Source organism: Rhodococcus sp. NPDC057014, from assembly GCF_042673295.1.
Taxonomy (GTDB): domain Bacteria; phylum Actinomycetota; class Actinomycetes; order Mycobacteriales; family Mycobacteriaceae; genus Rhodococcus_F.
Genome location: NZ_JBHUSF010000003.1, coordinates 87,771 through 93,770 on the forward strand (window position 1 = coordinate 87,771; position 6,000 = coordinate 93,770).

General features: G+C 62.3%; 6 protein-coding genes and 1 pseudogene. 3 read left to right on the forward strand and 4 right to left on the reverse strand.

Going from position 1 to position 6,000, the window contains the following annotated elements; all coding sequences use genetic code 11:
• Positions 1-132 precede the first annotated feature (132 nt).
• The 3 genes from ACFTZB_RS01385 (at position 133) to ACFTZB_RS01395 (ending at position 2,551) form a co-directional block, all read left to right on the forward strand.
• Positions 133-555, forward strand: coding sequence for a limonene-1,2-epoxide hydrolase family protein (locus ACFTZB_RS01385; protein WP_378429750.1), 423 nt, complete (start codon positions 133-135; stop codon positions 553-555).
• Positions 556-693: 138 nt separating this feature from the next.
• Positions 694-1,623 carry a hypothetical protein gene (locus ACFTZB_RS01390; protein ID WP_378429751.1) on the forward strand — a complete coding sequence of 310 codons (930 nt, stop codon included), beginning with the start codon at positions 694-696 and terminating at the stop codon, positions 1,621-1,623.
• A gap of 232 nt (positions 1,624-1,855) precedes the next feature.
• The gene (locus tag ACFTZB_RS01395) at positions 1,856-2,551 is read left to right on the forward strand and encodes a GntR family transcriptional regulator (protein WP_378429752.1); all 696 of its coding nucleotides are present in this window, start codon (positions 1,856-1,858) and stop codon (positions 2,549-2,551) included.
• A 112-nt stretch (positions 2,552-2,663) separates the two neighbouring features.
• Here ACFTZB_RS01395 and cofG read toward each other — a convergent pair.
• The 4 genes and pseudogenes from cofG to ACFTZB_RS01415 form a co-directional block, all read right to left on the reverse strand.
• A pseudogene (gene cofG, locus ACFTZB_RS01400) lies at positions 2,664-3,369 on the reverse strand (7,8-didemethyl-8-hydroxy-5-deazariboflavin synthase CofG); the annotation flags it as partial.
• Between the two features lie 263 nt (positions 3,370-3,632).
• Positions 3,633-3,770 (reverse strand): WhiB family transcriptional regulator, encoded by a 138-nt coding sequence (locus ACFTZB_RS01405; RefSeq protein WP_378429758.1) that lies wholly within the window; start codon positions 3,768-3,770, stop codon positions 3,633-3,635.
• 125 nt (positions 3,771-3,895) lie between these two features.
• On the reverse strand, positions 3,896-5,551 hold the full coding sequence (gene pgi / locus ACFTZB_RS01410; RefSeq protein WP_378429759.1) for a glucose-6-phosphate isomerase: 1,656 nt from the start codon (positions 5,549-5,551) through the stop codon (positions 3,896-3,898).
• Positions 5,552-5,553: 2 nt separating this feature from the next.
• On the reverse strand, positions 5,554-6,000 hold a 447-nt coding region (locus tag ACFTZB_RS01415), incomplete at its 5' end, for an LLM class flavin-dependent oxidoreductase (protein WP_378429753.1).

The following is a 6,000-nucleotide window of genomic DNA, read 5'->3' on the forward strand; positions in this document are numbered from 1 at the left end:
CGACATACCGTCGGTCTTCTACGCGAATCGTTGCCACTCGGAAGGACGTCATGTACTCGGTCGCTGGGGAGCGGTTCGATACGACGGAGAAACCGTTGGTCAGCCCGCATGAAATCGCGACGAAAGGGAATTATGACTGTCGCCGGTAGCTCCGCAGAGGAGTTGGTCGAAAGCTACTTCGCATCACTTGGGCCGACTGCTGAAGCCTTCTGGTCTTCGTTCGATCAATACTTCGACGAACGCACGGTGTGGGAGAACGTGGGTCTCGCGCGAACGGTCGGTCGCGACGAGGCAGTGGCCTTCGCTCGCGCATTCCCAGTCTCGTTCGACCACATGCGCGTCGAGGACCTCTTGATGTCCTCGTCCGGAAACAAAGTGCTGACCGAGCGCGTCGATCACTTCTGCACGGCGGATGGGACACCGTTGCTGACGATCCGCGTGGCCGGTGTCTTGGAGGCTGAGAACGGTCGACTTCTACACTGGAGAGATTACTTCGACACTGCAAAACTGCATAAAGATATCGAGAAGCTGCAGAAGTCGAATAGCGTTGGTTGACCAAGTAAAACAGCCCTGTACATCTGGGATTACTCCGGACAATCCACCCTGGGTTGACGGTCACGCGACCGATAACCCGCACGCCGACGCCGCACGTCGGCTTCTGTAACGCATTCTTCACTGAAGTGAGAGGAACTCATGTCGTCGCGTCCCATCCGGGCTGAAGTCGTTGGATCACTCCTACGGCAACCGAATCTCGTCCGTGCCCGTCAGGACCATGCCGACGGTCGACTATCGACGCACGCGTTCAAGGTCATCGAGGATCGCGCGGTCGACGCTGCCATCGCCGTCCAGGAAGCCGCGGGCCTGGACGTGATCACGGACGGCGAACTGCGCCGCGGTATCTTCACCGGCCCGTTAACGGAGAACATCGACGGACTCGAGTATGTGCCCGAAGTGACGCGGACGTGGTACACCCCGCAGGGACCTGTCGAAGAGGAGCTTCCCGTTGTGGTCACTGAGCGGCTCCGTCTCCGTCGCTCGGCGGTGACGGAGGAGTTCGCCTACGCACGAGCGCGTGCTCGAACTCCCGTCAAGGTGACGCTGCCCAGTCCCCTGATGATGCTACTGCGCTGGTCACCACAGCATTCCACTGCCGCCTACCGCGATGCATTCGAGATGGTCGACGACGCCGCCGCGATCATTCGAGAGGAGGTTCGTGAACTGGCAGCGCTGGGCTGCACTTACATCCACATCGATGCACCGGAGATCGCCACTCTCGTGCAGCGAGAGACACGGGCATGGTACGAGCGACAGGGCATTTCGATCGATCGAATTCTCACGGAGGGACTCGATCTACTGAACTCTGTCACTGACGTGGCTGGGGTCGATTTTGGCATCCATCTCTGCCGGGGAAATCGTCACGGTCGGTGGATGGCGGCGGGTGGATACGATTACGTTGCAGCGGCTCTATTCGCACGCTGCAGTGGGTTCGATCGGTTCCTGCTCGAGTACGACGACGCGATCGATCCGGCACTTTCGAGCCCTTGGCCGCGACTCCGTCGGACAAGGCTGTTGTCCTCGGGCTCGTATCGACGAAGACGTCAGCGGTCGAGAGCGAAGAACTGATCCTCGATCGCCTACGCGATGCATCGAAGTATGTCTCTGCCGTCAACTCGCGCTCTCTACCCAGTGTGGTTTTGCCTCCATGGTCGAGTCGCATCCGGACCTTACGGCCGATGTTCAGGCGGCGAAGCTTGACCTTGTGAGGTCCGTGGCATCGACGTTCTGGACCGACTGACGTGGCCGGGGTGCGGGATCTGCCTGCCCTCGGGTCCGCACTTTCCCGAGGTGTCACACGATGGTGCTAGCTGCGGGCGCAGACCCGGACACCGAAGGCGGCCTCGATGCGGGCGGCAACCGGACGCTGCAGGCGTATCACGACCTGCGCGCCCTGATCCTCTCCGGTCACTACGAACCAGGCTCACGCCTCACCGAGTCGGGCCTCACCACCCAACTCCAGGTCTCACGAGGGACGATCCGGTCGGTACTGGCGCGCCTCGCGCAAGAGGGCTATGTCACCACCGAAGCGAACCGCAGCGCCCGCACTCGCACGTTCTCGGTGGACGAGGCGATCGAGATAATGGAGACCCGCGCAGTCCTGGAGTCGGAACTGGCAGCGAAGGCCGCCGAACGCGCCACCGAGGCAGACATCGCCGCGATGACCGAAACATGTAAGCGCATGTGGGACTTGCAGGTACCCGGTGGGCGCGAGGAATACTGGAACCTCAACCGCACGTTTCACGAACAGGTCAAGCAGGCGGCGCGGCAGGCCACCCTCACCAGGTTCGTCGACAGCCTGCTCTATCCGCTCGTCATGCAGCAGTACCGCGACGGCGATCGCGCGGACCCGCGCGCCGACTCCGTCAGGGAGCACGAGGCCATCCTCGCGGCGATCGTTACACATAACCCGGAGTCCGCCGCAGCGGCGATGCGGCATCACCTGTCGTCGGCCCGGCGAGCACCTCAGCTGAACTTCCCCGCGTTGAACGCCTAGCTGCGCAGAATCAAGTTCAGCGCCTCGGATCGCGAGGCGGCATTGGACTGGAGTACTCCGCGCACTGCGGATGTGGTCGTACTCGCCCCCGGTTTGCGGATTTCGCGCATCGCCATACTGAGCCGCCCCGCGTCGGTCAGGGTGCGCAACCGCACCGCCGGATCCTTGTCCGGGCTGCCGTAATGGCATTCGCCCTTGTCGGTGAACAACCGGGTCGAGGTGGTCTCGAGCATCATCCCCATCGACGGGGCCACCGGCTTGAGGCGGGAGATCTCCTCCCAGCTCATCACACCCGGGTTCAGGTGCGGCAGCAGCCCGGTCTCCTCGAGCACCCGGATCGACATCGCCCACAGATAGTCCAGCGTCGAATCGTAGCCCCGCTCGTCGAGCCACTGCTTGGCCTCCGGCCACCGCTCCTCCGGCCGGTCCCCCAACGTGAACAGGGCCTCCTTGCAGCCCAATTCGGCGCCCTGCCGGGCGATCTCGAGGACCTCGTCCGGTTCCAGGTACGCCCCGCGCCCCTCCGCCCGCAACTTGCCGGGCACCGTGACGAACGTGCAGTAATGGCACTTGTCCCGGCACAACCGGGTCAACGGGATGAACACCTTCCGCGAATACGTCACCGCCCGCGGTCGGCCCGCCGCCAGCAACCCGGCATCACGCACCTTCGCCGCCGACGAACAGAAATCCACCAGATCCTCGCCGCGCGCCTGCAACAACACCGTCGCCTCGTCCACGTTCAACGTGGCACCGTCCCGCGCCCGCCGCAACACCCGCCGCATCGCAGACGCGGACGGTGCCGGGGCGTGTGGGGTCATTGAGCTTGTCTCAGTCACCAGGGGTCCTGTCTACGGCTTTGTTGCGAACGAGGCACCCAATCACCTGGACACAAGTGGTGTACCTCGTTGCGCCAAGTGTCAAATGGTTCAGCATTACGGGAGATCTCTACTCTTCCATATGGACTGAGCACGGTACATCACTAGCAGATTGGCTACGCTCGCGGACGACAGACTCCGACGACGTTTGCCCGTTGTTGACGTGCATTCTCACTCCAAATGGATGCTGATGAGCTTCGCGTGTCCTATCGGCGCCAGAGTTTCCTTCGTTCGTCCTCGGTGTAGCCACCCCAGATTCCGTGGGGTTCGTATGCGTCGAGTGCGTAGTTGAGACACCTGGCACGCACTGGGCATCCTCGGCACAGCTGTTTGGCGGCGCGTATTCAACGCGCACGGGGCTCGCCTCGTTCGTTGTCGGAATGGAAGAACATCGTAGTTTCGGTACCCCGGCATGCTGCGGAGAGCTGCCAATCCCAGGACTCGGCAGTTGGTGACGGGAGCCGCAACATCAAAGCGGGCAACTGTGTTCTCCCCTCGCCAGACGGTAGGTGCGAATCAACCCAGCCGTGGAACTATCCACGACATGATCGGTGCGGTCGAGGTCCCATAGCGCGGGAGCCAATTCCAGAGCCGATGTTTTCCCGAGTTCAACTCCCCACTGATCGAACGAGTCGATACCCCACACCACTCCCTGCACGAAGACTTGGTGTTCGTAAAGTGCGATCAGCTGCCCGAGGGCCGAGGGTGTGAGTTTCGTTCCGAGAATGGTTGTCGAAGGTCTGTTTCCGGGCATCACCTTGTGCGGGACGAGCTCGGACGGTGTCCGGTCGGCGGTGATCTCGGCGGCGGTCTTTCCGAATGCTAGAACCTTCGACTGAGCGAGCATATTCGCCGTCAGCACGCCGTGCATCGAACCCGCGCCGTCGAGCGTCGGCAGGTCCTCGGTAGGTTCCGCGAACCCCAGGAAGTCAACGGGGATCAATCGTGTTCCCTGGTGTAGGAGCTGATGGAAGGCGTGCTGACCGTTGGTGCCGGGTTCACCCCAGAAGACTTCACCGGTGCCTGTTGTGACCGGAGTTCCGTCCGCCCGGACGGACTTTCCGTTCGATTCCATCGTCAGTTGCTGCAGGTACGCCGGGAACCGTGCGAGATCGTTCGAGTAGGGCAGCACGGCGCGTGAGTCGGCGCCGAAGAAGCTGGCGTACCAGACGCCCAGCATACCCAGGAGCACTGGAGCATTGGACTCGAGCGGCGCAATCCGGAAGTGCTCGTCGAGCCGGTGGAATCCATCGAGGAAGTCCGCGAATCGTTCTCGGCCGATGGCCGCCATTACTGCAAGTCCGACGGCCGAGCCCACCGAGTAGCGTCCCCCGACCCAGTCCCAGAATCCGAAGGTGCTCTCCGGGTCTATGCCGAAGGCGGCCACCCGGTCGGCGTCGGTCGATACAGCGACGAAGTGCTGCTGGACCGCGGCTTCGCCGAGCGCACCGGTGAGCCATCTGCGCGCAGACTTCGCGTTGGTCATGGTTTCCAGGGTCGAGAACGTCTTGGAAACAACGACGAACAGTGTGCTGGCGGGATCGAGGTCCGACAACACAGACAGCAAGTCCGCGGGGTCGACATTCGACACAAATCGCACCTCAGGTCCGTCGACGTAGTGGCGCAGCGAACGGTAGACCATCGCAGGACCAAGGTCCGAGCCACCGATGCCAATACTGACCACGGTTCGGATGGCCTTGTCGGTGGCCCCGCGCCAGTCTCCAGATCGGATCCGATCGGTGAACTCACCCATACGATCCAGGATATGGTGGACATCACCGATGACGTCCTGGCCGTCCACGACCAGAGTGGAATCCCGGCAACTGCGAAGCGCTGTATGCAAGACCGGCCGGTCTTCGGACACGTTGAGATGTGCACCGGCGAACATCGAGTCGCGCTGTTCCTCTACGCCGGCGGCACACGCGAGATCGAGTAGAAGTCCGATGGTTTCACGGGTCACCCGGTGCTTGCTGTAATCCACATACAAGTCGGCTGCGGTGACGGTCAGATCCGTGCCGCGGTCCGGATCGGTCTCGAACAGCTCCCGCAGATGGAGAGCGGCGACCTCCTGCTGGTGATCGGCAAGTTTCTTCCACAGCGGGGATTCGATGACTTCGGAACTCATGATCATGAGAGGGCTCGCAGCCGCGGGGCTAGGTCGCGTTCGAAGAGTTCCAGGAACCGCTTCTGATCGTGCCCGGGAGCGTGGAACACGAGATGATTCAACCCGGCGTCGAGGTACGGGCGGATCTGCGCCACCGCCTCGTCCGGATCCGACGCCACGATCCACCGCTTCGCGACCTGCTCGATCGGCAACGCATCCGCCGCCTTCTCCATCTCGATCGGATCGTCGATCGAATGCTTCTGCTCCGGCGTCAACGACAACGGCGCCCAGAACCGCGTGTTCTCGAGCGCCAACTCCGGATCCGTGTCGTACGAAATCTTGATCTCGATCATCTTGTCGATCTCCGCCACATCACGCTCGGCCTTGGCCGCCCCCTCCGCGACCGCAGGCATCAACTTCTCCGTGTACAACTCCATGCCCTTACCGGACGTGCAGATGAACCCGTCACC

Bases quoted from the DNA above. Each gene is read 5' to 3' on its own strand.
- ACFTZB_RS01385 (WP_378429750.1), top strand. From the start codon at position 133: ATGACTGTCGCCGGTAGCTCCGCAGAGGAGTTGGTCGAAAGCTACTTC.
- ACFTZB_RS01390 (WP_378429751.1), top strand. From the start codon at position 694: ATGTCGTCGCGTCCCATCCGGGCTGAAGTCGTTGGATCACTCCTACGG.
- pgi (WP_378429759.1), bottom strand. From the start codon at position 5,551: ATGAGTTCCGAAGTCATCGAATCCCCGCTGTGGAAGAAACTTGCCGAT.
- ACFTZB_RS01395 (WP_378429752.1), top strand. From the start codon at position 1,856: ATGGTGCTAGCTGCGGGCGCAGACCCGGACACCGAAGGCGGCCTCGAT.